The organism is Xylanimonas oleitrophica (assembly GCF_003244315.1).
GTDB classification, from domain to species: Bacteria; Actinomycetota; Actinomycetes; order Actinomycetales; family Cellulomonadaceae; genus Xylanimonas_A; species Xylanimonas_A oleitrophica.
Window position 1 is genome coordinate 40,577 of record NZ_QKWH01000003.1, and the last position, 24,267, is coordinate 64,843.

Below are 24,267 nucleotides of genomic sequence, written 5' to 3' on the forward strand. Positions count from 1 at the left end.
GGGACGCGCGCGCGGCGCGCCGATAGACTGGCCGTCCCACCACGCCGCCCTGAGGAGTGCATCGGCGCCAGCCGGCTCATGACCGCCACGAACCACAGTCCCGACGCCCGGGCCACGGAGCACCGGATCGTCGTCCCGAGCCACGTCCCGATGGTGGCCCTGCTCGGCAGCCGCGACTCCGTGCTCCGCGCCGTCGAGGACGGTTTCCCGCGGGTGGACGTGCACGCGCGCGGCAACGAGATCTCCGTGTCCGGGCCCGCGGGCGACGTCGCCCTGGTCTCCCGGCTGCTCGACGAGCTGGTCGAGGTGGTCGAGGCCGGCACGCAGCTGACCCCCGACGTGGTGCGCCGGTCGGTGTCGATGCTCACGGCCGAGCAGGCCCAGCGGCCCGCCGAGGTGCTCACCTTCAACATCCTGTCGAACCGCGGCCGCACCATCCGGCCCAAGACGGTGGGGCAGAAGCACTACGTCGAGGCCATCGACGCGAACACGATCACGTTCGGCATCGGCCCGGCGGGCACGGGCAAGACGTACCTCGCCATGGCCAAGGCGGTGCAGGCCCTGCAGTCGCACCAGGTCAACCGCATCATCCTGACGCGCCCGGCCGTCGAGGCGGGCGAACGGCTCGGCTACCTGCCCGGCTCCCTGAGCGAGAAGATCGACCCGTACCTGCGTCCGCTGTACGACGCGCTGCACGACATGGTGGACCCGGACTCGATCCCCAAGCTCATCGAGGCGGGCACGATCGAGGTGGCCCCGCTGGCGTACATGCGTGGGCGCTCGCTGAACGACTCCTTCATCGTGCTGGACGAGGCGCAGAACACCACGCCCGAGCAGATGAAGATGTTCCTGACGCGCCTGGGCTTCGGGTCGAAGATGGTCATCACGGGCGACGCGACGCAGGTCGACCTGCCCGGCGGGACGTCGTCGGGCCTGCGGGCGGTGCAGGACATCCTGACCGGCGTGGACGACGTCGAGTTCTGCCGCCTCGGCTCCGCCGACGTGGTGCGCCACCGCCTGGTGAGCGACATCATCGACGCGTACGCGCGCTGGGACACCGCCCCCGCCGCGGGCGACGGGCACAATCGCCCCGTGAACCAGCGGGACCGAGGGGCGCGACGGGTGAGCGACAGGTGAGCATCGAGGTCAACAACGAGTCGGGGTACGAGACCCCCGACCTCGACGAGGCGGAGTTCGCCGCGCTCGCGCGGTTCGTGCTGGACGCCATGCACGTGCACCCGATGAGCGAGCTGTCGATCCTGTTCGTCGACACCGACGTCATGACGGACCTGCACGTGCGGTGGATGGACGAGCCCGGCCCCACCGACGTGCTGTCGTTCCCCATGGACGAGCTGCGCCCCGGCCGGGAGGGCGACGTCACGCCGCCCGGGACGCTCGGCGACATCGTGCTGTGCCCGGAGGTTGCGGCCAAGCAGGCCGTCGTGGCCGGGCACTCGGCGGTGGAGGAGATGCTGCTGCTGACGACGCACGGCATCCTCCACCTGCTCGGCTACGACCACGCCGAGCCCGAGGAGGAGAAGGAGATGTTCGCGCTCCAGCGGCGGCTCCTGCTCACCTTCCTCGCCGGTCGATGACGGCTGTCGAGGCCCCCGACGTCCTGCTCGCGGTGGTAGCGGCCGCGGCGCTCCTGCTGACCGGCCTGCTGTCCGCGGGCGAGGCCGCGGTGCTGCGGGTCACCCGCGCGTCGCTGGGCGACGCGCTGGTGGAGGCGGAGCAGGGGGAGGGTCTGCAGGCCGAGGCGCGGGCCGACCGGGTGCGTGCCGCGCAGGCGCTCGTCGCCGACCCTCCCGCGACGGTCGCCGCGGCGGCCGCGGTGCGCACCGCGACCGAGATGGTGGCCCTGGGAGCGCTCACGCTGCTGGTCGCTGGGTGGTTCGGCGCCTGGTGGCAGGACCTGCTGGCGCTGCTGGTGCTCGGGTTCGCCGGCGGGCTCGTGATGGCGCGCCTGAGCCCGCGCCAGCTCGGTTTCCGGCGGCCGCTGCGCGTCGTCCTGGCGCTCTCCGGGCTGCTGACCGCCACGTACCGCCTGACGGGCTGGGCGGCACGCCGCTCGGCCCACCGCGACCAGGACGAGCCTCCGACCGAGGAGGAGGTGCGGGACATGGTCGACCGCGTGGGGGAGTCGGAGGTGCTCGAGGAGGAGGAACGGGAGCTGATCCGTTCCGTCTTCGAGCTCGGTGACACCCTGGCGCGGGAGGTCATGGTGCCGCGCACCGACATGGTGACGACGGGTGCCACGACGCCGCTGTCGAAGGTCATGCGGCTGTTCCTGCGGTCGGGCTTCTCGCGCGTGCCGGTGACCGGCGACTCGGTCGACGACCTGGTCGGCGTGGCCTACCTCAAGGACGTCGCCAGGGTGCTGGACGCCGAGCCCGCGGCGGCGAGCGAGCCGGTCTCGCAGGTGGCGCGCGCGGCGGTGTTCGTGCCGGAGTCCAAGCCCGTGGACGTGCTGCTGCGCGAGATGCAGGCATCGTCCTCGCACATCGCGGTCGTCGTCGACGAGTACGGCGGCATCGCCGGCCTGGTGACGATCGAGGACATCCTGGAGGAGCTCGTCGGCGAGCTCACCGACGAGCACGACCGGGAGCGCGTCGTCGAGCCGGAGCGGCTCGACGAGAACACCTTCCGGGTCCCGGCACGCCTCCCGGTGGACGAGCTGGGCGAGCTGTTCGACCTGCGGCTGGACGACGACGACGTCGACACCGCCGCGGGCCTCCTGGCCAAGGCGCTCGGCAAGGTGCCGCTGGCCGGCTCCGCCGCCGACGTCGGCGGCCTGCACCTGGTCGCAGACCGTGTGGAAGGTCGCCGCAAGCAGGTGACCGCGCTCCTGGTCAGCAGGGTGCACCACGACTCCGAGACAGACCCGCACGACAAGGATGAGACCCATGACTGACCCCACGCACCGCTCGGGCTTCGCCTGCCTGGTGGGCCGCCCGAACGCCGGCAAGTCCACCCTGACGAACGCCCTGGTGGGGGAGAAGGTCGCGATCATGTCGGCGCGGCCCCAGACGACCCGCCACACGATCCGCGGCATCGTCCACCGGGACGACGCCCAGCTGGTGCTGGTGGACACGCCGGGGCTCCACCGCCCGCGCACCCTGCTGGGCCAGCGCCTGAACGACCTGGTCAGGGAGACGCTGGGCGAGGTGGACGTGATCGCGTTCTGCCTGCCGGCCGACCAGAAGATCGGGCCGGGCGACCGGTTCATCGCCAACCAGCTCGCGCCGCTCATGACGGGCCGGCGGGCCGTGCCGGTCGTCGCCGTGGTGACCAAGGCGGACCTGGTGGACCGCGGGGCGCTCGCCGAGCACCTGCTCGCCGTCGACGCCCTCGCGCGCGAGGTGGAGGGCGAGTGGGCCGACATCGTGCCCGTCTCCGCCCGCGACGGCTACCAGGTGGGCGAGCTGGCCGACGTGCTCGTCTCGCACCTGCCCGAGGGTCCGGAGCTGTACCCCGGCGGGGAGCTGACCGACGAGCCGGAGCAGGTCATGGTGGCCGAGCTGGTGCGCGAGGCGGCCCTGGAGGGCGTGCGCGACGAGCTGCCGCACTCGCTCGCCGTGGTGGTCGAGGAGATCGTGGAGCGCGAGGGCTCGGGCGACGAGGGCAAGGGCCGCGCGCCCCTGCTGGACGTGCGTGTCAACCTCTTCGTGGAACGCGAGTCGCAGAAGGCGATCATCATCGGGCGGGGTGGTTCCCGGCTGCGCGAGGTGGGCACGCGGGCGCGGCAGGGCATCGAGCGCCTGCTGGGCGCGCGCGTGTACCTGGACCTGCACGTCAAGGTCGCCAAGGACTGGCAGCGCGACCCGAAGCAGCTGCGCAGGCTCGGGTTCTGATCCCGGCGAGAGCCCGCGGGTAGGCTCCGGACGTGATCATGCGGACGGTCGGCTCCAGCGCGGCGATCCTCGTGGGGCTGGCGGTCGTCGGCTCCCTGGCGGGGCCGTCGTGGGACCCCGTCCCCGTCTCCGACCACCTCCAGCCGGCGACGTCGTCGACCGCGGTGCAGGGGGTCGGAGACTCGGTCGCAGCGGGCCTCGTGCACGAGCCGGGGACGTTCGAGGTGCGCGCGACGGAGGTGACCGTCGCGCTCGACGGCGCCGAGGTCGGCGGGATCCTGCGCGAGCCGGTGGGTGCGGGCGACGACCTGCCGGGCATGGTGTTCGTGCACGGGGCCGGCACGGGCCGTGCCGCGGAGGCGTTCCTGCGCCAGGCCGACGCGATCACGTCGGCAGGGATCGTCACCCTGGTGCCGGACAAGCGGCTGGACACCTACACGACCTGGCACCGGGACTACGTCGCCATGGCGGACGACTACCTGCGATCGGTCGAGCTGCTGCGCGAGGTGGACGGCGTCGACCCCGGGCGCGTGGGGGTGTACGCGGAGTCGGAGGGCACGTGGATCGCCCCGGTGATGCAGGTGCACGACCCGGCGGTGGCGTACACCGTGCTGGTGTCGGCGCCGGTGGTGCCCCCGCGGCAGCAGGCGGCGTTCGCGGTCGACAACTACCTGCGCAACACCGGGGTGCCGCAGGACGTCTTCCGGGCGATCCCGCGCGCGGTCGGCATCCAGCTGCCGGGCGGCGGGCTGGACTACGCGGACTTCGACGTGACGCCGTGGCTCGAGCGGCAGACCGCGCCGGTGCTGGTGGTCTACGGGACGGGCGACCCGTCGATGCCGATCGAGCAGGGGGCGCGCAAGGTCATCGCCGACACCGCGGTGCGGGGGGACGACGCTCCCGTGACGGTGCGCTACTACGCCGACGCCAACCACGGGCTGCGCGTGGACGGCGTGCTGGTCCCGGAGTTCCCGCGCGACGTGGCCGCGTGGATCTCGGCCCTTCCGGACTCTGCGACGGCGCCGCCGCGGGTGGCCGGCGCCCAGCCGGACCAGCTGTTCCTCGCCTCGCCCGTGGCCCAGCCCGGGTGGTGGGGGGACGGCGACTTCATCCTGGGCGCCGTCATCGCCGGGGTGGCGCTGCTCGTGGTGGGTCCCGTGCTGTGGTTGGTGGTCGCTCTCGGGCGCCGGATCGTGGCGGCCGGCCGGGGCGCACCGGGCACCGGGCCGGGTGCCTGGCTGGACGACGGCGTCCGCCCGCTGCTCGTGGGCCTCGGGGTGGGTTCGGTGCTGACCACCGTGGCGCTGGTCGTCTACCTCATGGCGGTGGCTCGCCTGGCGCTGAACTACCAGCGCGACGACGCCGTGGTGCAGGGTGGCTGGATCGGCGTGCGCCTGCTCGGCCTGGTCACCGTGGTGGTGGCCGCCCATCTGCTCCAGCGGGTGCGGGACGTGCGGGCCGAGAGGCAGGCTGGTCACGAGGGGGCCGTCGTCGCCTCCGGGTGGCCGGCGCACGTGACGCTGTGGACGGCCACGGTGGGGGCGTTCTCGCTGCTGCTGTGGCTGACCTACTGGGGCGTGTTCCAGCTCGGTATCTGAGCCGCCGGACACCCGCACGATACCCGCACAGCGAACGCACCCGTCTGGACCTGACAGCCCCGGGTGAAAAGGGTAGAAACATCGCGTGCGCCCCGCTGGGCGTGCACGGAGACGAGGGAGCTGCCCATGACCGAAGCCGCCAGTACCGCCCGCTCGCCGCGCGAGCCGTTCGCAGGGGTGCCGGCGCACGCGCTGGTGCGCGACGTCGTCGCGGCGACCGCGCTCTTCGTGGGTCTCGCCCTGCCGTGGGGCACCGACACCCGGGGGACGGACCAGCTCGGGACGGTGCTCGCGACGATCGTGGCGCTGCTGGCCGTGGCTGCTCCGTACGTGCGACGGGCGGGTCTGCTGCCGCCGACGTGGTTCGCCGACGAGAGGCGCACGCGGCTGCTCGGGGTGGCCCCCTACGCGCTGGTCGCCGTGGGGCACGTGCTGCTCGACGTGCTGCCCGGCGGGGGAGAGGGGGTCGGTGCGGGTCTGGGCCTGGGCCTGGCGGGTGCTGCGCTCGCGGCGGAGCCGAGGTGGCGCTGGACGTTGCCCGTGGCCGCGGGGGTCGTGGCGGCCGGTGCGGTGCTGACGCCGATCCTGGCCGCCGTGTCGGGTGAGGAGCCGGGGGCCCGGCTGGTCGCCATCGTGCTGACGACGGCGCTCGTGCTGGGCATCCTCTGGATGACGGTGGGCCGGATGGAGCGGGGCGACGGCGCCGCGGGCGTGCTGCTGCTGGGGCTGGGCGTCGCCGTAGCGCTGTCCGCGGCCCTGGTCTCCGGCTCGGACGCCAGCCCGTGGGTGGAGAGCGTCCACGGCACCCGGTTCGGCCTCCTGCTGCTGCCGGTGCTGGCTGCGTGCGCCGTGCCCCGCGTGGTGGGCGAGCCGGTCGCGGAGGACGCGGAGCCCCAGCGGTGGGCCGCCACGGCGGTGCACGCGCTCTTCCTCGGGGTGGTGCTGGGTGTGTACGTCGCGGCTGTGGCGGTCGCCGCGATCGTCGGCGGCCGGGTCTCGGTGGAGCTGGTGCTGCGGATCGTGTTCGGCCTGCTGATCGCGGTGGTCGCGTACTTCGCCCACCGGGCGCTGTCCCGCGACCTGGCCTCCGGGCACGCGACGGCGGTGGGGGCCGCCGTCGTGATGGTGGTGCTGGGCACGGTCATCGTGATCGCCCGCGCCGGGGTCACCACGCGCACCACCACGCAGGACCTGCTGCTGACCTTCGGGGTGCCGGCGATCGTGCTGGCGGTGCTGCTCGTGCCGCGCTCGCTGCACGAGCTGCGCAGCCGTGCGGTGGCCGCCCCTGCCCCGGCCGGGGCTGCGTGGACCGGCACCGCGGGCGTCGTCGCGCAGCCCGGGTCCGGGCCGACGGCGGTGTCGCCCGCGGCGGGCGTCGCCCAGCAGGTGCCGGGGCAGGCGGCCGCGGCGGGCTCGGCGGACCCGGCTCCCTGGGACGCCACGGCCGGGCGGCCGGACCCGGGCCCGCAGGAGCGCACGCAGGTGTTCGGGCGGCCGCTGGTGGGTCCGGTGGCGGAGGCGGTCGCTGAGCCGGCGCCCGTCGCCGCGCCCGAGGCGGAGACCTCTGTGCGGGCCGCGGAGCCGGCGTCGGCCTCGACGTCGGTGCTCTCGCCGCTGACGGGTGCGCCCGTCTCCTCGACGCAGGTCATGCCGCCGGTGGTGGACGTGGCGGGCTCCGGGTGGACCGCGGAGCAGGCGCTGGACCCCGCCACGCCGCTCGCCGACCTGGCGCGGATCGTGCAGGAGGCCCCGCACCTGCGGCCGCAGGTCGCCGCCAACCCGTCGACCTACCCGGCGCTCCTGGACTGGCTGGGTGCGCTCGGCGACCCTGCGGTGGACGCGGCGCTGCGGACGCGGCGCTGACCGGTGCCCGTCACGTCCGCATGGCGGGACGTGACGGGCACCACAGGGTCGCGGGGGTATGGTGGCAGGCATGCGCCACACGGTGAGCCTCCTGCTCGTGTGCCGCGGCGGGGCCTCCTGAGGCCGGTTCCTCGCCGCGGCTGACGTGGTGTGCCGGCCGACGGCCCAGGTGGACGCTCCCCGGGCCGAGGACACCGAGGCAGAAGGAACCCCCATGACCACCACCTCCGCGACGTCGGCGACCGCCGGCATCGCCGACCGCAACCCGCAGCAGCCCTCCGGGATGCCGGTGCACCGCTACCGGCCGTTCCACGAGCAGATCACCGTCTCGCTGCCGGACCGCACCTGGCCGGACAAGCGCATCACCAAGGCGCCGCGCTGGTGCGCGGTCGACCTGCGCGACGGCAACCAGGCCCTCATCGAGCCGATGGACGCCGAGCGCAAGCTGCGCATGTTCGAGCTGCTGGTGCGCATGGGCTACAAGGAGATCGAGGTCGGCTTCCCGTCGGCGTCGCAGACCGACTTCGACTTCGTGCGCCAGCTCATCGACGAGGGGCGCATCCCGGACGACGTCGTCATCCAGGTGCTCACCCAGGCCCGCGAGCACCTCATCGAGCGCACCTACGACGCGATCCGGGGCGCCAAGCAGGCCGTGGTGCACCTGTACAACTCGACGTCGGTGCTGCAGCGCGAGGTCGTGTTCCGCTCCGACCCGGACGGCATCGTGGACATCGCCCTCACCGGGGCGCGCCTGTGCCGCAAGTACGAGGAGACGGTCCCGGAGACCACCGTCTACTACGAGTACTCCCCGGAGTCGTACACCGGCACCGAGCTCGAGTTCGCGGCCCGCATCTGCAACGAGGTGCTCGAGGTCCTCGAGCCCACCCCCGAGCGGCCGGTGATCATCAACCTGCCTGCCACGGTCGAGATGGCCACGCCCAACGTCTACGCCGACTCGATCGAGTGGATGAGCCGGAACCTGAACCACCGCGAGAACGTGATCCTGTCGCTGCACCCGCACAACGACCGTGGCACCGCCGTCGCCGCCGCCGAGCTCGGCTACCAGGCCGGGGCCGACCGCATCGAGGGGTGCCTGTTCGGCAACGGTGAGCGCACCGGCAACGTCGACCTGGTGACCCTCGGCATGAACATGTTCAGCCAGGGCGTCGACCCGCAGATCGACTTCACCGTGGACGGCGGCATCGACGCGATCCGCCGCACCGTCGAGTACTGCAACCAGCTGCCGGTCCACGAGCGGCACCCGTACGTGGGCGACCTCGTCTTCACGGCGTTCTCCGGCTCCCACCAGGACGCCATCAAGAAGGGCTTCGAGCACATGCAGGCCGCCGCCGCGGCAGCCGGCACCGACGTCGACCAGATGGTGTGGGGCGTTCCCTACCTGCCCATCGACCCGCGCGACGTCGGCCGCTCCTACGAGGCGGTCATCCGCGTCAACAGCCAGTCCGGCAAGGGCGGCATCTCCTACCTGCTCAAGGCCGAGCACGCCCTCGACCTGCCGCGCCGCCTGCAGATCGAGTTCTCCGGGGTGGTGCAGCAGCACACGGACACCGCGGGCGTCGAGGTCACCGGGGCGGACATCTGGCGGATGTTCACCGACGAGTACCTGCCGGTCGAGCCCGGCAGCCCCGCGGGCCTGGAGCCCTGGGGCCGCCTCAAGCTCCGCGAGACCCGCACCGTCGCCGCCGAGGACGGCGCGACGACGATGTCGATCGACGTCGTCGACCGCGGCGAGGAGCTGACGCTCGACGGCGTGGGCAACGGCCCGCTCGACGCGTTCGTCGACGCCGTCCGCAAGGTCGGCGTCGACGTGCGGGTGCTCGACTACGCCGAGCACGCGCTCTCGGAGGGTGGCGACGCCACCGCGGCCGCGTACGTCGAGTGCCAGGTGGGTGACGCCGTGCTGTGGGGCGTGGGCATCGACCCGTCCCTCACGACCGCGTCGCTCAAGGCCATCGTCTCGGCAGTCAACCGGGCCGAGCGCGCCTGACGCTCCTCCCGCTCGCACCGGTGCCCGCACCCTGAGGGTGGGGGCACCGGTGTCTGCCGACACTGCGGGGCTTGACCTTCGAGCGGCTCGAACCGGCAGGGTGTGCGCTGTGGACGAACCTCTGCTGACCATCGGTGCATTCGCCAGTGCTGCCGGGCTGCCGGCCAGCGCCCTGCGGTACTACGACGAGGTAGGGCTCCTGCCGCCTTCCGACGTCGACGCAGGCACGGGGTACCGCTACTACACGCCCGCCCAGGTTCACCACGCCCGCGCCGTGGCGGTGATGCGGGAGGCGGACGTTCCGCTGGAGGCGATGCGGACGGTCCTGCGGGGTGACCCGCAGACCGCCCGCGCGGTGCTCGGCGCCGTGGTGGAGCGCTACACGGAGCACGCCGAGCGCGTGCGCCGCGCGGCTGTCGCGCTGACCGCGGTGCCCGGACCGGTGTCCGCCACCGTCCGGGTGGACGGGACCGCGCTCGCGGCCGCGCTGCGGCAGGTGCTCCCCGCGGTCGCTCCGGAGCCCGGGCCCCTGCACGGCGTGCTGGTCGACGTCGTCGACGGAGTGGCAGACGTCGTCGCCACCGACAGGTACTGGATGCTGGTCCGCTCCCTGCGCGGGGTCGGCACCGGCGCAGGTCGCACAGTCCTCACACCTGAGCGGGTCCGGACGGTGGCGGCCCTGCTGGACCTGCGCGAGGACCCGGAGGTCCAGGTGGGCTGCGAGGGCATCACTGTGGGGGACCGTCTCGTCGCAGGGCTCGGTGACGAGTACCCGGACCACCGCGCCGTCGTCACCGGACAGGGCAAGCCTGCCACTCGGGTGCTGGCCGCCCGGGACAGGCTCCTGGAGGTGCTCGCCGCCAGTACGGAGGAGGACCTGACGCTGCGGGTGGATGGCAGCGGGATCACTGTCTCGCCCGGGCGGCCGGGTGCTCGGGCCCCGGGCAGCATGCTGCACGCCACGGTCCGCGGCGCTGCGCACGTCGCAGCGGTGGAGGTGTGGTTCGGCACCTCCCTGCTGCGACGCGCGGTGGCCTCTACCGTTGGCTCCGACGTCGTCCTCGAGGTGGGGGAACCGGGGCGCGCCCTCGTGCTCCGGCCGGCTGCGCAGGACGGGGGCAGCGTGCTCGTCATGCCGCGTGCCCTCCGCGAGGGCCAGGAGTGACCGCTCTGGCGCGTGGCCGCACCGCGTTCCACCTGTGGCTGTGCGGATCGACCGTGTCCGCGCTGGGGGACGCTGTCACGGGCTTCGCCGTGGGATGGGCCGCCGCTGCGCACGGGCCGCAGGCCGCAGGACTCGTGCTGACCGCCGGCTCGGCGCCGCTGTGCCTCGTGCTGCTCGTCGGCGGAGTCCTGGCCGACCGGTGGGGGTTCCGGCGCACCCTGGTGGGCTGCCACGCTGTGATGATCGCCGCGATGGTGACGCTCGCCCTCGTGGCCGCTGCGGGACCCGTCCCGCTCGGTGCGTTGGTCGCGAGCTCCGTCGTGGCGGGTACAGTTGCGGCCCTTCGCCGCCCGGCCGAGGGCGCGTTCCCGCGGCTGTTCGCCCTGCCCGACGAGCTGCCGCGGGTCATGGCGACCGTGACCGTGGCGCTCCAGTCCGCACGCGTCGCCGGGCCGGGCGTGGGCGGCCTGCTGCTCGGCGGCGGCGGCCTGGCGGCGGTGGCCTGGGTCGACGCGGCGAGCTTCGCGATCGCGCTCGCCGTCGTCCTGCTGGTACGCCCACCGTACGAGCCGGCCGCGGCGGGCGATGCCCCCCGCCCCGGGCTGCGTGAGGCGCTCGCGGCCTTCGGGCTCGCGCGCGCCACCCCGGGCGTTCCTGCCGCGCTCGTCGCGGTGGTCGGTCTCGCCCTCACCGTCCTGCCCCTGGTGGCCCTGTGCGTGCCGCTCGCCGGACGGGAGCGGGGCTGGGGCGCGACCGCGACCGGCGTCGTCGCCGGCGCGTGGGTGGTCGGGGCCCTCCTGGTCTCCCTCGTCGTCGTGGTCCGCGGCGCCCCACCAGCCCCGCTCGCCGCGACGGGCCCCGCCCTCGCCGCCGCTGGTGCGGCAGTGCTCGCCGTGACGGACGGCGTGGTCCCCGCCGCCGTAGGTGTCGGGCTCGTGGGGGCGGGCAGCTCCGTCCTGACGACGGCGCTCATGCCGCGCTTCGTCACCGCTACGCCGTCAGGTCGCCTCGCCCGCTTCCAGGCGCTGCTCGCGCTGGCCCAGGCTCTGCCCGTCCTGGTCGCGACGCCGCTGCTCGGCAGCCTGGCGTCGCGGTGGGGTGCCGGGGCGGCGCTGGCGCTGGTCGTAGCCGCTCTCCTCGTGACCACCGTCCCGGCACGCCGGGCGTTGTGCACCCTCCCCGTGCCCTCGCCCTGAGACGGCGCGCCTGCGGTGCCGGAGGGCCGCCACGGGGCTGCCGGTGGTCGACCGCGCTCAGAGCGTCTGGCAGGATCACGCGGCGTGAACACCAGGAACCGCCTGCTCGCCCTCGGGGCCGGGATCGCCGGGTTCGGGGCGGCGGCGGGTGCCCCGTCCGGGGCCGTGATGCCCGCCGTGGGGGGCATCGCGCTCGCGGTGCTGGGCGCTGCTCTCGAGCACCGGGCCCCTGGGGCCAGGACGGAGCGCCCGAGCAAGGCTCCGGCCGAGGAGGGCGGTCCTGCCCCGGGCAGCCAGGGCCCCGCAGCCGACGGCGCCTCGCCGCCGGTGAGCGCAGGCGGTCCCGCACCGGGACCGGACCGGCGGACGCTCACGCACGACGTGCTGCTCCGGGTGGTGCGCTACGGCGTGCTGCTGGGCCTGTACGTGTGGATGCGCGAGACTCCGGGGGCGGGCACCGTCGCGGCCCTCGCGTGGGCGTTCGGTGCCGTCGGCGTCGTGGGGGCGGCCTATGTGGTGCTGGACGTGACGTTCGCGCGGCGGGCCCCGGCCTGAGCCGGACAGGCGACGCCGTCCGGTGCACCGCCTGTGGGCGGGGAGAGGGAGAATGGTCGGGTGCCCCTGTACCGAGACGACGCGATCGTGCTGCGCACCCAGAAGCTGGGTGAGGCCGACCGCATCGTCACCCTCCTGACGCGCGAGCAGGGCAAGGTCCGTGCCGTCGCCAAGGGGGTGCGGCGCACCTCCTCCCGGTTCGGGGCCAGGCTCGAGCCGTTCATGGTGGTGGACGTGCAGCTTCACACCGGCCGCTCCCTCGACACGGTCACCCAGGTGGAGACGGTGGGCCCCTACGCCCGCCCCATCTGCGAGGACTACGGCCTCTACACCGCCGGGGCCGCCATGCTGGAGGCCGCCGACCGCCTGGTGGAGGCGGAGCGGGAGCCCGCCGTGCAGCAGTACTGGCTGCTGGCGGGGGCGCTGCGCGCGCTGGCCCAGCGGGCCCACGCCCCGGCGCTCGTGCTGGACTCCTACCTGCTGCGGGCCTTCGCCGTCGCCGGCTGGGCGCCGTCGTTCACCGACTGCGCGCGCTGCGGCGAGCCCGGCCCCCACCACTCGTTCAGCGTCGCCACCGGCGGGGCCGTCTGCTCCCGCTGCCGGCCCCCGGGCTCCCCGGCCCCGGCTCCCGAGACCTTCACCCTCCTGGCGGCGCTGCTGACGGGCGACTGGGACGCCGCCGACTCCTCGGACGAGCGGCACCGCAAGGAGGCGTCCGGGCTCGTCGCCGCCTACACGCAGTACCACCTCGAACGCACGCTGCGCTCGCTGCGGCACGTCGACCGCACCCCGGTCGCGACCGTGGCACCGCCGCCGGCACCCACGACGCCGGCACCGACCCGGAGAGAGGCCTGATGCCCCGCACCTACGCCGAGCCCTACCCGCACCCGTCGGGCGCCACCCCGCCGTCGATCCCGCCGGAGCTGGTGCCCAACCACGTGGCCGTGGTCATGGACGGCAACGGGCGGTGGGCCAACCAGCGGGGCCTGTCCCGCATCGAGGGGCACAAGCAGGGGGAGCGGTCGCTGCTCGACGTCGTGGCCGGTGCGGTGCAGATCGGCGTCAAGCACGTCAGCGCCTACGCGTTCAGCACCGAGAACTGGAAGCGCTCGCCCGAGGAGGTCCGGTTCCTGCTGGGCTTCAACCGTGACGTGATCCGCTCCCGCCGGGACGAGATGGGCTCGTGGGGCGTGCGGATCCGGTGGGCGGGGCGCCAGCCGCGCCTGTGGGGCTCGGTGATCAAGGAGCTGCAGGTCGCCGAGGAGATGACCAAGGACAACGACCGCTGCACGCTGACCATGTGCGTCAACTACGGTGGCCGGGCCGAGATCGCCGACGCCGCGGCGGCCATCGCGCGCGACGCCGCCGCCGGGAAGATCAACCCTGCCCGCGTGACCGAGAAGACGATCCAGCGCTACCTCGACGAGCCCGACCTGCCCGACGTCGACCTGTTCCTGCGCTCCTCCGGCGAGCAGCGCATCTCCAACTTCATGATCTGGCAGGCCGCCTACGCCGAGATGATGTTCATCCCGGAGCTGTGGCCCGACGTCGACCGCCGGCACCTGTGGCGCGCCTGCGAGGAGTTCGCGCGCCGCGACCGCCGCTACGGCGGTGCGGTGGACCTGCCCGGAGCAGACGGCGCGACCTCGGCGGACGGTACCGGCCCGGCGGCGGGCGAGGCGTGAGCGGAGTCTTCGCCGAGCCGCCCCGCGAGCACTCCGGGGCGCGCGCCTCGACCGGCACGCTGCCGGCCCCGCCGCGCGAGCGGCCGGTGCCGGGCGGGCTGCCGCGCGTGACGAGCCCGGCCCTCGCCGCGCTCGTGGCGGACCCGTCGCGCGAGCACCGTGACGCCCTCATGCGGAGGGTGGCTCAGGACGGCACGCCCCTGGTCGACCCTGTGCCGGTCCTCGGCGCAACGGGTGTCGCGGGCGGGGCAGGTGACGGCGTGGCAGGCCGTGACGAGGATCGCGTCTACACGTTCCTGCACGTGGGCGGCCCCGCCACCCGCCGGGTGCTGCTCGACGTCGAAGGGCTGGTCGGCCCCGGCACGCACCGGCAGGCCGTGCTCGAGCAGGTGCCTGGCACCTCGCTGTGGGCGGTCGCGCTGCGCATGCCCGCTGCCTGGCGAGCGACGTACGCGATCGCGGTCGACGACGGCGGGCTGGCCCTGGCGTCGCAGGACTCGGCTGACGCCGCGCGCCTCGTCGGGCTGGAGGAGCGGCGGGCGCTCGCCAGGGCTGCCAGCGACCCGACGACGCACGCGGACCTCGACGCGTGGTTCGACCTGCTGCGCCGTGCGGAGCCGGACCCTCTGGCACGCGAGACCGCGCTGCTGGGGGAGGAGTCCGTCGTCGTCGGGCCGCGGGCGCCCCGGCTGCCCGGACCCCTGGCTGCCCTGGCCGCCGGCCCCGTGGACGGCGAGGTGTCGCTCGCCCCGCGCGGCTGGTTCCGGGCGGCTCCCGTGCCGGACGGCGCCGGGTGGAAGGCGTGGTGGCACGTGCCGCCTGTCGACCCGGGCCCCGACGGCTGGGACGTGGTGGTGCTGCTCGACGGCGGTCGCTGGCGCTCGCGCGGCCAGGGGTTGCTGGACGCGATGACCGCCGCGGGGGTGCTGCGCCCCACCGTGACTCTCCTCGTGCAGCACGACGACGCCGCTCGGCGGACGGCCGACCTCGCGTGCTCGCCGGCGTTCGTCGCCGCGCTGGTCTCGCTCCTGGAGGGCGCGGGCGACGTGGTGCGCGGACCGGTGGCGCGCGACCCGCAGCGCACCACGATCGCCGGGCGGGGCCTGGGCGGGCTCGCGGCCCTGTACGCGCAGTGCGTGGCGCCGCGGTGGTTCGGAGCGTCCGTCTGCCAGTCCGGTGAGTGGGGGTGGCCGTCGCCGTCGGGCCGCGGCTCCGGCGACGACCTGGAGTGGCTGACCGGTGCGGTCTCCCGCGCGGCTGCCGAACCCGACTGGGGCCTGGGCCGGGTGCACCTCGAGGTGGGCACGCAGGAGCGTGCGCTGCTGCCCCCGACCCGACGGCTGCGCGACGCCCTCGCGGGACGTTGCGAGTCGTTGGCCTACCGCGAGGTGGAGGGCGGCCACGACGCCGCCTGGTGGGACGTCACGCTGCCGCAGGCGCTGGCGGCGACCGCACCCTGAGTGCGGCCACGGGTCGGGCACCGAGGGGCGAGGCCGTTCAGCTCCAGGCGGCGACCTGGACGCGCCCCACCCGGCCCTGGGCGTCTCGGACGCGCGGGTACACCGGGTGGTCGGTGCTGACGACCTGCAGCCGGGCGCCGCGCGGCACCTTGTAGCTGCCCGAGGTGATGCCGTGGAAGGTGTGCCCCGCCTGCTTGACGGCGACGGCCTTCTGGTTGGCGGCGCACGTGCCGGCGGCGATCTTCTTGGCCCGTGCGAGGTCGTCCTTGGTGTACCCGTAGGCGCCGACGTTGCGTTCGGGGAGAGGCACGCCGAGCACACCGTGGGTGTAGGCGTCGGTGACCTGCTCGAACCGGTTGCCCACGATGGGGGGACGCATGGTGCCGCAGGTGCGCACCACGTGATAGTGCGCGGCCTCGTGCGCGACGACGTACCGGATGTACCGGTTGGGGTGCTTCTGGATGGCCGCGTTGAGCGAGATGCGGTTGGTGTACCCGGAGAAGCAGCCGGCCTGACGGCCGTTGCCGCAGGGCACCTTGCCGTCGGCGTGCCAGGTGACGGTCACGCCGAAGGCGCGGGCCTGCTGCTCGGCGTACTTCTTGCCGGCGGCGGCCGTGCTGGCGGAGGCGGGGGCGGCCGCGCCGAGCAGCGTGGTGGCCGTGAGGGCCATCGCGGTCAGGACGGCGGCGGTGCGACGCAGGAGGCTCACACCGGTCCGGTCGGCCTCGGCGGGGCGGTCGTGAGCCTGGGCGTCGGGTTCTCACCCCGTGCGGGTGCGGTTCTCACCCGGCCTGGTCCCCGGGTCATGTCCGGGCGTCACGGTCCTCGCCGCGTGGCGTGCGGTGGTGACGCAGCAGGGCCCGTGCTCCCGGTGGTCGGGGGAGCACGGACCCTGCTACGGCGACATCTGCTGCCGGGGTGTCAGGAGACGGTCTCGGAGATCCGCTCGATCAGGGTGGGCAGGCCGCCCTCCCAGGTGAACGTGAGCGCGGTGGGCGGCGACACCGACGAGACGGTGACGGGGTCGTAGACCTGCACGACCTTGCCCTCCTTGACCGCGGGGATCATCTGCAGCTCCGGTGCGGTCAGCACGGCGTCGGCGTCCTCCTTGGTGCTGGAGTAGCTGACGACGAAGTCGGTCTGGAGCTTGTCGAGCTGCTCGTCGGGCAGGTCGTAGTAGAACCCGCCGTCGGAGGTGTCGAGGTCGGAGACGGCCGGGGCGATCCGCAGCCCGAGCTCCTCGAGGATGTTCACGCGCGGGTCGGCGGGCGTGTACACGGACACCGAGCCGTCGCCGTCCCAGATGCCGGCGAACGTCTTGCCCTCGAACTCGGGGTGGGCGTCGGCCTGCTCGCTGAGGAAGGTGCGGATGCCGTCGAGCACCTCGTCACCGGCCTGGGTGCGGCCGAGGGCCTGGGCGACGATCTCGATCTCCTGGTCCCACTCGGTGGCCCACGGGGCCTCGGGGTAGGCGACCACCGGGGCGATGTCGCTCAGCAGGTCGTACTGCTCCTGGCTGAGGCCGGAGTAGGGGGCGAGGATGAGGTCGGGCCGGGCGGCGACGAACTCCTCGTAGGGCACCTGCGAGCCGGAGCCGTCGTCGGTCAGCAGCGTGGGGTGCTCGACGCCCGCCTCGTCGTAGGCCTCCTCGACCCACGGCAGGAGGGCACCCTCGCCCACGGTGTAGCGCTGCTCGGCCACGGCGACCGGGTAGACGCCCACGGCGATGGCGGCCTCGGTGGACCCCCAGCCCCAGGTGGCCACGCGCTGCGGCTCGGACTCGATCGTGACGTCGCCGAGGGCGGACTCGACGGTCACGGGGAAGGAGTCGGTGGCACCGCTGGTGCTGGTCGCCGCCGCGGAGGGGGCGCCGTCGGCGGTGGAGGTGGACGACGAGCAGCCGGCGAGGGCCAGGGCAGCCGTCGCGACCAGGCCGGCCGCGACGGTGAGGGAACGGCGAAGACGCACGTGCACTCCTCGGTGAGCTCGCGGCACCGCCGCGAGACGTGAACAGTGAGGTAAGGCTAACCTGCTGCTCGCGAATTCCGAAACGGCCGTGTCACGTAATGCAGGTCACATCTCGCGGCGTGATCGACCCACCGGCACCACCATCGGGGAGCCGGCCACCGGGTCGGGCACCACCTTGGCCTCGAGCCCGAACGCGTCGAGCACGGACGACTCCGTGAGCACCTGCGCCGGGGCGCCCTGCGCCACCACGCGCCCCGCACGCATGACCACCAGGTGGTCGGCGTAGCGAGCCGCCAGGTTGAGCTCGTGCAGCACCATCACCACCGTGGTGCCGCGCTCGGCGTTGAGGTCGGAGAGCAGGTCGAGGAGCTCCACCTGGTGGGCGACGTCGAGGTACGTGGTCGGCTCGTCCAGCAGCACGACGTCGGTCTCCTGGGCCAGCACCATCGCGATCCAGACACGCTGGCGCTGCCCCCCGGAGAGCTCGGCGACGGGGCGGTCCGCCAGCTCCGCCACGCCGGTGGCCTCCATCGCGCGCGCCACGACGGCGTCGTCGTCGCTCGAGTGCCGCCCGAACCACCCCTGGTGGGGGTAGCGCCCGCGGCCCACCAGCTCGGCGACGCGGACGCCGTCGGGCGCGATCGAGGACTGCGGCAGCACCCCCACGACCTGTGCCAGCTCCTTGCGGGACAGGCTCGCCACGTCGCGCTCGCCGAGCAGCACGGTGCCGCCGTCCAGCGGGTGCAGGCGTGCCAGGCCGCGCAGCAGCGTCGACTTGCCGCAGGCGTTGGGGCCCACGATGGCGGTGACCTTGCCGGCCGGCAGGTCGAGGTCCAGGCCCTCGATGACCCGCAGGCCGTCGTAGCCGATGTGCACGCCCTGGGCGCGCAGGGCCCAGGGCGTCGCTCCGTCCGTCACGCGCGGACCTTCCTTCCGAGGTTCGAGCGGCCGCTGAGCAGCCACAGCAGGTAGGGGGCGCCCACGAGCCCCGTGACCACGCCGGCGGGGGCGGTCAGCGGTGCCAGGGCGTGCTGCCCGACGACGTCGGCCGTGAGCACCAGCAGGGCCCCGACGGCGGCGGACGCGAGCAGGTCGGCCCCGCCGTCGTCGACCAGCCGCCGCGCGATCGCGGGGGAGACCAGCGCGACGAACGCGATGGGGCCCGCGGCCGAGGTCGCGGTGGCGACGAGGGCCACGGCGAGCAGCAGCGTGGTGACGCGGGCGACGTGCACGCGCACACCGAGGGCGGTGGCGTTGTCGTCGCCCAGGGCGAGGGGCCCCTGGGTCCGTGAGACCAGCGCGACGCACGCGCCGAGGCCGAGCACCCCGACGGCGAGGAGGGTCAGCGTGGTGCCGCGGACGTCCGCGACGGAGCCGATCGTCCACAGCAGGGCCGTCTGCGCCTGCCGCACCTCGGTACGGGTCAGCAGCCAGCTCAGCAGCGAACCGCACACGTAGGAGATGCCGACGCCCACCAGCACGAACCGGATCGAGTGCAGCCCCCGGCGCCAGGCGAGCAGCCAGATCGCCAGTGCGGCGGCCAACGCACCGCCGAACGCCCAGCCGGCCACGGCGGCGCCCTGCAGCCCCAGCCCCAGCAGCGCCCACACGGCACCGAGGCTGGCACCGGTCGAGACGCCCAGGATGTCGGGGCTGGCAAGCGGGTTGCGCAGGGTGGACTGGAACAGGGCCCCGGCCAGGGCGAAGGCGGCACCGGCCAGCAGTGCCGCGAGCACCCGCGGCAGGCGCAGGCGGTGGACGACGAAGACGTCGCCCGGGTCCCCGGCTCCCACGAGAGCGGCCAGCACCCGGCCGGGCGTCAGCCCCGCCGCGCCGAGCAGGAGCGCGACGACGACGAGCGCCAGGGTCAGGGCGAGGGTCACCGTCAGCACCAGGGCATAGCGGCGGCGGCGGGCGGTGCGCACCGCCGCGACGAGGTGGACCACCGCGGCGGTGGTCGTGGTCTGGGCCATGTCAGACCCCCGCCACGGAACGGCCGCGAGCGACGGCGATCAGCACGGGGGCACCGATGAACGCGGCCACGACGCCGGCCTCGATCTCCGAGCCCGGTACGACGAGCCGCCCCACGACGTCCGCCCCCAGCAGCACCACGGGCCCGAGCAGCGCGGCGAGCGGCGTGATCCAGCGGTAGTCGGTCCCCACGAGCCGGCGGGCGGCGTGCGGCACCACGAGGCCCACGAGGGCGATGGGGCCCGCGAACGCTGTCGCCGTGCCGGCGAGGAGCACGATCGTGGCGGCGGCCATGGCGCGCGTGAGGCCCACGTTCTGGCCGAGCGCCCTGGCGACGTCGTCGCCCATCGCGAGCAGCGTGAGGCGGGGAGCCAGCACGGCGGCGAGCAGCACGCCGACCACGAGGAACGGCCACAGGGCCTCGGCCGTCTCCAGCCCGCGGCCGGTCAGGGAACCCACCGCCCAGAACCGGTACTGGTTGAACGCGTTGACGTCACGCAGCAGCACCAGGGCGATCACCGGGGTCACGAACGCCGTGAGGGCCGCACCGACGAGCGCCAGCCGCACGGGCTGGGCGCGCCCGATCGAGAAGACGACGAGCGCGGCCAGCGCGGCACCGAGGAACGCGAACCACACGAACCCCAGGGGGGTGGTCACCCCGGCGAACGACACGGCGCTGACCACGGCGAGCGAGGCGCCGGGCGTGATGCCGAGCAGCCCCGGGTCGGCGATCGGGTTGCGCGTGACGCCCTGGATCACCGTGCCGACGCAGCCGAGCGCCAGCCCGGCCAGCAGGCCCAGCACGGTGCGGGGCACGCGGAGCTGGGCGACGACGCTCTGGTCGGGGTCACCGAGATCGTGTCCAGGGGCGGACGGCACCAGCGCGGTCCACACCTTGGCCGGGTCCACGGACCGGACGCCGAGCAGCAGGCTGGCGGCCACCACGGCCGCCAGGAGCAGGAGGGCGCCGGCCAGGACGACGGTGGCGCGGCGCGAGCGGCGTGCGCGCGTCGGCGGCCGCTCCGCGACGTCGTGCGCCGGCGAGGTAAGCATTACCTAAGAATGGCACAGGCGAGGGTGTGCTCAAACACCCCGGCGCGGATCGTGCGCCGCACGGGCCTCCGCGCGCCGGGCCGCGCGCCGGGCCAGGAGCCACCAGACGAGCGTCCCCGCTGCCACGAGGAGCACCACGAGGCCGACCGGGCTGCGCGCGGCCAGCGCCAGCGCGGCGTTGACCGCCACGGTCCCGACCGTCGTCCAGATCGCTGCCCAGGCCAGGCAGCCGGGCACCATGCCCAGCAGGTAGCGGGCGAACGGCATGCGCAGGTACCCGGCGCCGAGGTTGACCGCCGTCTGCACCCCCACCGTGAAGAACGACAGGGTCACGGCCACCGGGCCCCACCGGTGCACCCGGTCGAGGGCTGCCGCAGCCCGCTCCGACGCCAGGACGGTGGCGACCCGGGTGCTCGCGGTGCCGCGGGCGACCCCGCGGCCGGCCCAGTACGTCGCCTGGGCGCGCACGATGACGACGCCGAGCGCGGCCAGGTAGACGACGGCGAACGGCACGCCCTCGATCGCGAAGACGCCGTGGCCTGCCGCGGCGCTCATGCCCGCCTCAGGCCTCGCGGCAGTCGCGGCAGGTGCCCCACAGCTCGACAGTGTGCTCGATCTCGCCGAACCCGTGCTCCGCCCCCACCATCGCGGCCCATGCCTCCACGGTGGGGCCGTCGATCTCGACCGTGCGGCCGCACCGCCGGCACACGAGGTGGTGGTGGTGCTCGCGTCGAGCGCAGCGCCGGTAGAGGCTCTCGCCGTCCTCCGTGCGCAGCACGTCGACCTCGCCGCCGTCCACCAGCGCCTGCAGCGTCCGGTACACGGTCGCGAGCCCCACGGCGTCGCCCCGGGTGCGGAGCGTCTCGTGGAGCTGCTGGGCGCTGCGGAACTCGTCGGTGCCCTCGAGGGCGTCGGCGACGGCGGCACGCTGCCGGGTCATGCGCACCGGTGCGCTGGACGTGCTCATCGTTCGCACTCCTTCCCGCCGGTGGCGCCACCGGCCAGGGCCGGGGCCGGCGCGACCGCGACGTCGTCGGGGATGTCCGGGTGGGGGTCGTGCGGGGGCCTGCGCCGGGCCAGCAGAGGCCGGGCCAGCGCCGCCACGACGTACACCCCGATGGCGAGGACCACGATCGTGGCACCCGGCGACACATTCTGCCAGTACGTGATGCTCAGGCCGGCGACGCACACCACCACGCCCACCACCGACGCGAGCGTCATCGTGCGCCGGAACGCGTGGGTGAGCTGCTGCGCCACGGCGACCGGCACGATCATCAGCGCGGACACCAGCAGCAGCCCCACCACGCGCATCGCCACCGTCACGGTCAGCGCCGCCACCACGGCCACCGCCATGTTCAGCAGCCACACCGGCAGCCCGGACGCCACCGCGAACTCCTCGTCGTGGCTCACCGCGAACAGCGCCGTGCGCAGGCCCAGGCCGATCGCGAGGATCACCACGGACAGCACCACGGTCAGCACCAGGTCCGTGGTGGTGACCGTGGAGATCGAGCCGAACAGGTAGGACATCAGGTTGCCCGAGGACCCGCCCGCGATGCCGATGAGCAGCACGCCGCCCGCGATGCCCCCGTAGAACATCAGCGCCAGCGCCAGGTCGCCCGACGTGCGGCCGCGGCGGCGCACCACCTCGATCAGCACCGAGCCCACGACGGCGGCCACCACCGCGCCGGGGATCGCCAGCGCGTCGTTGGGGGACACGCCCACCGCCGCCCCCACGAGCCAGCCGAGGGCCACGCCGGTCAGCGCCACGTGACCGATGCCGTCGCCCAGCAGGGACAGGCGCCGCTGCACCAGGTAGGTGCCCACGACGGGTGCGGCCGCACCGACCAGCAGCGCCGCCACGAGGGCGCGCTGCATGAACGGGTCGGTCAGCATGAGGGTGATCTCGTCGAAGAAGCTCATGGACGTGCCTCCGAGGCCGTCTCGTGCCAGGCCGCCACACCGCTGTCGAGCCCGAGCTCCGGCTCGCCCGGGCGGGGGGCCATGTCGTCCGCCGGGTGGGGGTGCACGTGGTCGTGCCCCGCGACGGAGTGGTCGCCACGGGGCTGCGGCGGGGCGCCGTCGTGCACCACGCGGCCGTGGCGCAGCACCACGGCGCGCGTGACCAGCGGGGCCAGCTCGCCGAGCTCGTGCAGCACCACCAGCACCGTCAGCCCGTCGGCCACCAGGGACCGCATCGTCGTGGCGAACTGCTCCTGGGACGGGTGGTCGACGCCGGCCACCGGCTCGTCCAGCACCAGGACGTCGGGGCGGCGGACCAGCGCACGGGCGATGAGCACGCGCTGCTGCTGCCCGCCGGAGAGCAGCCCCGTCGCGTCGTGCGCCCGGTCGGCCAGGCCCACCTGGTCCAGCGCCTCGTGCACGCGGGCGCGCCAGCCGCGCGGCAGGCGCAGGCGTCGCGGGTGGAGCAGGCCGGAGGCCACGACCTCCTCGGCGGTGGACGGGACGCCGCTGCCCGCGCTGACCCGCTGCGGCACGTAGCCCACACGGTGGGCCGGTGGCACCCGGACCTCGCCGGCCGACGGCGTGAGCACGCCCACCAGCGAGCGCACCAGCGTGGACTTGCCCGACCCGTTGGCGCCGAGCAGGGCGACGACCTCGCCCGGGCGCACGGCCAGGTCGACCCCGCGCAGCACGTGGCTCGAGCCCAGGCGCACGTGCACGCCGCGCGCCTCGATCAGAGGCGCGCCGGCCGGGGTGGCGCCGGTGCCGGTCGCGGTGGTCGCGGGTGCGCTCACGGGGCCACCAGGCCCTGCTCGAGCGCTTCGAGGTTGCGCTGCATCACGGTCACATAGTCCTCGCCCGAGGCCGCCGCGTCCTGCGACAGGCCCTCGAGCGGGTCGAGGACGGCGGTGGAGACGCCGAGGTCGGCCGCCAGCGTCTCGGTGACCTTGGGGCTCACGAGGGTCTCGGAGAACAGCGTGGTGACGCCGCGCTCGCGCACGACCGCGCCGATCTCGCGCAGGCGCGCCGGGGACGGCTCGGCCTCCGGGTCCAGCTCGCTGATACCGACCTGGCGCAGGCCGTACCGGTCGGCGAGGTAGCCGAACGCGGTGTGCGAGGTGACCACCGTGGCGCCCTGGAACGGGGCCAGGCCCGCGGCGAGCTCGGCGTCGAGCTCGCCGAGCCGCTCCTGGAGGGCCTGCGCCCCGGCCGCGTACTCGTCGGCGTTGTCCGGGTCGACGGCGGACAGCTCGTCGGCGACCGGCTCGGCGAGCCTCGCCAGCAGCGTGGGGTCGAGCCAGAAGTGAGGGTCGGTGCTGCCGTGGTCGTGGCCGTCGTCCGCGTGCTCGTCCGCGTGCTCGTGGTCGGCGTGGTCCTCGTCGGCGTCGTGACCGTGGTCGCCGTGGTCCTCGTCGGCGTCGTGACCGTGGTCGCCGTGGTCGCCGTCGTCGCTGCCGGTCGCGGAGGCGTGGGCGACGAGGGTGACGACGTCTGCGGCGTCGACGACGTGCTCGGGGTCGCGCGCCCGCACGCCCTCGTCGACGGCGGCCTGGAAGCCGGAGAGGTAGAGCACGAGGTCGGCGGTGCCGATCTGCCGCACCTGGGCGGGGGAGAGCTCGAGGTCGTGGGGCTCGGCCGCCGGAGGGGTCAGGTTCTCGACCCGGACGTGGTCGCCGCCGACCTCCTGCGCCACGTACTGCAGGGGGTAGAACGAGGCGAGCACGTGGACGCGGTCGTCGTCGGGGCTGCCGCCGGGGCTGCCGCAGGCGGCGAGGGCCAGGGGCAGAGCGAGCGCGGGCACGGCGAGCAGGGCGGAGCGACGACGGGGCATGAGAACGATTCTCAACCGGCTGAGAATCGTTGTCAACTTCAGGGCGGCCGGTGAAAAGGTCCGGCCGTGACCGCCCGGGGCCGCGTAGGCTGGGACGC

At 74.5% G+C, this 24,267-nt stretch carries 23 protein-coding genes; 13 read left to right on the forward strand and 10 right to left on the reverse strand.

Annotated features, from left to right (window positions below):
- The first annotated feature begins 78 nt into the window (after positions 1-78).
- From DNL40_RS05890 to DNL40_RS05950, 13 genes are all read left to right on the forward strand, one after another.
- Positions 79-1,137, forward strand: coding sequence for a PhoH family protein (locus DNL40_RS05890; RefSeq protein ID WP_111250331.1), 1,059 nt, complete (start codon positions 79-81; stop codon positions 1,135-1,137).
- Complete coding sequence (ybeY, locus tag DNL40_RS05895; RefSeq protein ID WP_111250332.1) at positions 1,134-1,595, forward strand: rRNA maturation RNase YbeY; 462 nt, start codon at positions 1,134-1,136, stop codon at positions 1,593-1,595. The genes DNL40_RS05890 and ybeY overlap by 4 nt, the downstream gene beginning before the upstream one ends.
- Entirely contained in the window at positions 1,592-2,914 is a 1,323-nt protein-coding gene (locus tag DNL40_RS05900; protein ID WP_111250333.1) for a hemolysin family protein, read from the forward strand. Before ybeY ends, DNL40_RS05900 begins: the two co-directional genes overlap by 4 nt.
- Positions 2,907-3,854, forward strand: coding sequence for a GTPase Era (era, locus tag DNL40_RS05905; protein WP_245885706.1), 948 nt, complete (start codon positions 2,907-2,909; stop codon positions 3,852-3,854). Before DNL40_RS05900 ends, era begins: the two co-directional genes overlap by 8 nt.
- A gap of 38 nt (positions 3,855-3,892) precedes the next feature.
- Positions 3,893-5,452, forward strand: coding sequence for an alpha/beta hydrolase family protein (locus tag DNL40_RS05910; RefSeq protein ID WP_111250556.1), 1,560 nt, complete (start codon positions 3,893-3,895; stop codon positions 5,450-5,452).
- Between the two features lie 126 nt (positions 5,453-5,578).
- The gene (locus DNL40_RS05915; RefSeq protein ID WP_111250335.1) at positions 5,579-7,315 is read left to right on the forward strand and encodes a DUF7937 domain-containing protein; all 1,737 of its coding nucleotides are present in this window, start codon (positions 5,579-5,581) and stop codon (positions 7,313-7,315) included.
- A gap of 214 nt (positions 7,316-7,529) precedes the next feature.
- Positions 7,530-9,323, forward strand: a complete 1,794-nt coding sequence (leuA, locus tag DNL40_RS05920; protein ID WP_111250336.1) for a 2-isopropylmalate synthase — start codon at positions 7,530-7,532, stop codon at positions 9,321-9,323.
- A gap of 109 nt (positions 9,324-9,432) precedes the next feature.
- Positions 9,433-10,488, forward strand: coding sequence for a MerR family transcriptional regulator (locus tag DNL40_RS05925; RefSeq protein WP_179950964.1), 1,056 nt, complete (start codon positions 9,433-9,435; stop codon positions 10,486-10,488).
- Positions 10,485-11,684 (forward strand): MFS transporter, encoded by a 1,200-nt coding sequence (locus DNL40_RS05930; protein ID WP_179950965.1) that lies wholly within the window; start codon positions 10,485-10,487, stop codon positions 11,682-11,684. The genes DNL40_RS05925 and DNL40_RS05930 overlap by 4 nt, the downstream gene beginning before the upstream one ends.
- An 84-nt stretch (positions 11,685-11,768) precedes the next feature.
- A complete protein-coding gene (locus DNL40_RS05935; RefSeq protein WP_111250339.1) occupies positions 11,769-12,239 on the forward strand; it encodes a hypothetical protein in 471 nt (156 codons plus the stop codon).
- 60 nt (positions 12,240-12,299) lie between these two features.
- A complete protein-coding gene (gene recO, locus DNL40_RS05940) occupies positions 12,300-13,094 on the forward strand; it encodes a DNA repair protein RecO (RefSeq protein WP_245885708.1) in 795 nt (264 codons plus the stop codon).
- A complete protein-coding gene (locus tag DNL40_RS05945; RefSeq protein WP_111250340.1) occupies positions 13,094-13,924 on the forward strand; it encodes an isoprenyl transferase in 831 nt (276 codons plus the stop codon). The genes recO and DNL40_RS05945 overlap by 1 nt, the downstream gene beginning before the upstream one ends.
- On the forward strand, positions 13,921-15,384 hold the full coding sequence (locus DNL40_RS05950) for an enterochelin esterase domain-containing protein (RefSeq protein WP_111250341.1): 1,464 nt from the start codon (positions 13,921-13,923) through the stop codon (positions 15,382-15,384). Before DNL40_RS05945 ends, DNL40_RS05950 begins: the two co-directional genes overlap by 4 nt.
- 37 nt (positions 15,385-15,421) lie before the next feature.
- Here DNL40_RS05950 and DNL40_RS05955 read toward each other — a convergent pair whose 3' ends face one another.
- The 10 genes from DNL40_RS05955 to DNL40_RS06000 all read right to left on the reverse strand — a co-directional run bounded on the left by DNL40_RS05955 (position 15,422) and on the right by DNL40_RS06000 (position 24,169).
- Entirely contained in the window at positions 15,422-16,093 is a 672-nt protein-coding gene (locus tag DNL40_RS05955) for a M48 family metalloprotease (RefSeq protein WP_111250342.1), read from the reverse strand.
- Positions 16,094-16,305: 212 nt separating this feature from the next.
- Positions 16,306-17,352: an iron-siderophore ABC transporter substrate-binding protein gene (locus DNL40_RS05960; protein ID WP_111250557.1), complete on the reverse strand. Its 1,047-nt coding sequence runs from the start codon at positions 17,350-17,352 to the stop codon at positions 16,306-16,308.
- Positions 17,353-17,457: 105 nt separating this feature from the next.
- The gene (locus tag DNL40_RS05965; protein ID WP_111250343.1) at positions 17,458-18,270 is read right to left on the reverse strand and encodes an ABC transporter ATP-binding protein; all 813 of its coding nucleotides are present in this window, start codon (positions 18,268-18,270) and stop codon (positions 17,458-17,460) included.
- The gene (locus DNL40_RS05970) at positions 18,267-19,325 is read right to left on the reverse strand and encodes a FecCD family ABC transporter permease (RefSeq protein ID WP_111250344.1); all 1,059 of its coding nucleotides are present in this window, start codon (positions 19,323-19,325) and stop codon (positions 18,267-18,269) included. The genes DNL40_RS05965 and DNL40_RS05970 overlap by 4 nt, the downstream gene beginning before the upstream one ends.
- Position 19,326: 1 nt before the next feature.
- Positions 19,327-20,376, reverse strand: coding sequence for a FecCD family ABC transporter permease (locus DNL40_RS05975; RefSeq protein WP_111250345.1), 1,050 nt, complete (start codon positions 20,374-20,376; stop codon positions 19,327-19,329).
- Positions 20,377-20,406: 30 nt separating this feature from the next.
- Entirely contained in the window at positions 20,407-20,931 is a 525-nt protein-coding gene (locus DNL40_RS05980) for a DedA family protein (RefSeq protein WP_111250346.1), read from the reverse strand.
- Between the two features lie 7 nt (positions 20,932-20,938).
- Complete coding sequence (locus DNL40_RS05985) at positions 20,939-21,343, reverse strand: Fur family transcriptional regulator (RefSeq protein ID WP_111250347.1); 405 nt, start codon at positions 21,341-21,343, stop codon at positions 20,939-20,941.
- A complete protein-coding gene (locus DNL40_RS05990; protein WP_111250348.1) occupies positions 21,340-22,296 on the reverse strand; it encodes a metal ABC transporter permease in 957 nt (318 codons plus the stop codon). Before DNL40_RS05990 ends, DNL40_RS05985 begins: the two co-directional genes overlap by 4 nt.
- A complete protein-coding gene (locus tag DNL40_RS05995; protein WP_111250349.1) occupies positions 22,293-23,132 on the reverse strand; it encodes a metal ABC transporter ATP-binding protein in 840 nt (279 codons plus the stop codon). Before DNL40_RS05995 ends, DNL40_RS05990 begins: the two co-directional genes overlap by 4 nt.
- Positions 23,129-24,169 carry a metal ABC transporter substrate-binding protein gene (locus DNL40_RS06000; protein WP_111250350.1) on the reverse strand — a complete coding sequence of 347 codons (1,041 nt, stop codon included), beginning with the start codon at positions 24,167-24,169 and terminating at the stop codon, positions 23,129-23,131. The genes DNL40_RS05995 and DNL40_RS06000 overlap by 4 nt, the downstream gene beginning before the upstream one ends.
- Positions 24,170-24,267 lie beyond the last annotated feature (98 nt).

Coding starts and splice junctions, on each gene's coding strand:
- DNL40_RS05890 (WP_111250331.1), top strand. CDS start 79: ATGACCGCCACGAACCACAGTCCCGACGCCCGGGCCACGGAGCACCGG.
- DNL40_RS05900 (WP_111250333.1), top strand. CDS start 1,592: ATGACGGCTGTCGAGGCCCCCGACGTCCTGCTCGCGGTGGTAGCGGCC.
- era (WP_245885706.1), top strand. CDS start 2,907: ATGACTGACCCCACGCACCGCTCGGGCTTCGCCTGCCTGGTGGGCCGC.
- DNL40_RS05910 (WP_111250556.1), top strand. CDS start 3,893: ATGCGGACGGTCGGCTCCAGCGCGGCGATCCTCGTGGGGCTGGCGGTC.
- DNL40_RS05915 (WP_111250335.1), top strand. CDS start 5,579: ATGACCGAAGCCGCCAGTACCGCCCGCTCGCCGCGCGAGCCGTTCGCA.
- leuA (WP_111250336.1), top strand. CDS start 7,530: ATGACCACCACCTCCGCGACGTCGGCGACCGCCGGCATCGCCGACCGC.
- DNL40_RS05945 (WP_111250340.1), top strand. CDS start 13,094: ATGCCCCGCACCTACGCCGAGCCCTACCCGCACCCGTCGGGCGCCACC.
- DNL40_RS05970 (WP_111250344.1), bottom strand. CDS start 19,325: ATGGCCCAGACCACGACCACCGCCGCGGTGGTCCACCTCGTCGCGGCG.
- DNL40_RS05975 (WP_111250345.1), bottom strand. CDS start 20,376: ATGCTTACCTCGCCGGCGCACGACGTCGCGGAGCGGCCGCCGACGCGC.
- DNL40_RS05980 (WP_111250346.1), bottom strand. CDS start 20,931: ATGAGCGCCGCGGCAGGCCACGGCGTCTTCGCGATCGAGGGCGTGCCG.
- DNL40_RS05985 (WP_111250347.1), bottom strand. CDS start 21,343: ATGAGCACGTCCAGCGCACCGGTGCGCATGACCCGGCAGCGTGCCGCC.
- DNL40_RS05990 (WP_111250348.1), bottom strand. CDS start 22,296: ATGAGCTTCTTCGACGAGATCACCCTCATGCTGACCGACCCGTTCATG.
- DNL40_RS06000 (WP_111250350.1), bottom strand. CDS start 24,169: ATGCCCCGTCGTCGCTCCGCCCTGCTCGCCGTGCCCGCGCTCGCTCTG.